Origin of the sequence: Micrococcus sp. (genome assembly GCF_030523875.1) — a bacterium.
In the GTDB taxonomy this organism is placed as follows: Bacteria; Actinomycetota; Actinomycetes; order Actinomycetales; family Micrococcaceae; genus Micrococcus.
On the sequence record NZ_JAUNHR010000145.1, the window covers coordinates 1,775 to 2,682 of the forward strand.

A 908-nucleotide genomic window follows, 5' to 3' on the forward strand; every position below is an offset into this window, starting at 1 on the left:
CCTGCGCCGGTTCCGGTCCCTGCCGCAGGCTTCCTGCTGCTGGGCGGTCTGGGCGTCGGCGTGCTCGTCGCCGTCCTCGTCCGTGCCCTGCTCGGGGACTTCCAGGTCTCGCTGGTGGACGCCGCCCGCATCCTCGGGGGGGCGCAGATCCCCGGGGCCTCGTTCATCCTGCTCGAGTCCAAGCTGCCCCGCGCGGTGCTCGGAGCGCTGGTGGGGGCGGCCCTCGGACTCGGCGGCGCCCTCTTCCAGACGCTGTTGCGCAACCCGCTGGCCAGCCCGGACATCATCGGGATCAGCATGGTGGCCAGCGCGTCCGCCGTCTTCGCCCTGATCGTCCTCGGCGTCTCCGGTGAGCCGGTCGCCCTCGCCGCCGTCGTCGGGGCGTTGGGGGTGGCGCTGCTGGTGCGGGTGCTGAGCCGGGGCACAGCGGTGGAACCGCTCGTCGTGACCGGCGTCGTGGTCAACATGCTGCTGCTCTCGGCCGTGCAGTACCTGCTCACCCGGGCCGACATCTATGACGCCCAGGCCGCCCTGGTGTGGCTGACCGGCAGCCTCAAGGGGGCCGGTTGGGAGGGCGTGCTGCGGCTGACGGTGGCGCTGGCCGTGATCGTCCCGCTGATCGCCCTGGGCTGGCGCTCCCTGGCCGCGCGGGAGCTGGGTGATGAGACCGCGACGGCGCTGGGCACCCCGCGCCGCGCCGCCGACCGGCTGCTGGCCCTGGCCACCGTGTGCGTCGCGGTGGCCGTGGCGACGGCGGGGCCGGTCGCCTTCGTCGCCTTCCTCGCCGGGCCGCTGTCGCGGCTGCTGACCGGCGGGCGGATGGACCCGGTGGCCGCGGCCGCCGTGGGGGCCCTGCTCGTCGTGCTGGGGGACTTCGTCGGCGGAGAACTGATCGGTGACCTCAACCT

At 74.6% G+C, this 908-nt stretch carries 1 protein-coding gene; it reads left to right on the forward strand.

Annotation, left to right across the window (positions count from 1 at the left end; genetic code table 11):
* Positions 1-908 (forward strand): iron chelate uptake ABC transporter family permease subunit (locus Q4D18_RS11515; RefSeq protein ID WP_303128540.1); only part of this gene is annotated, 908 nt, incomplete at both ends.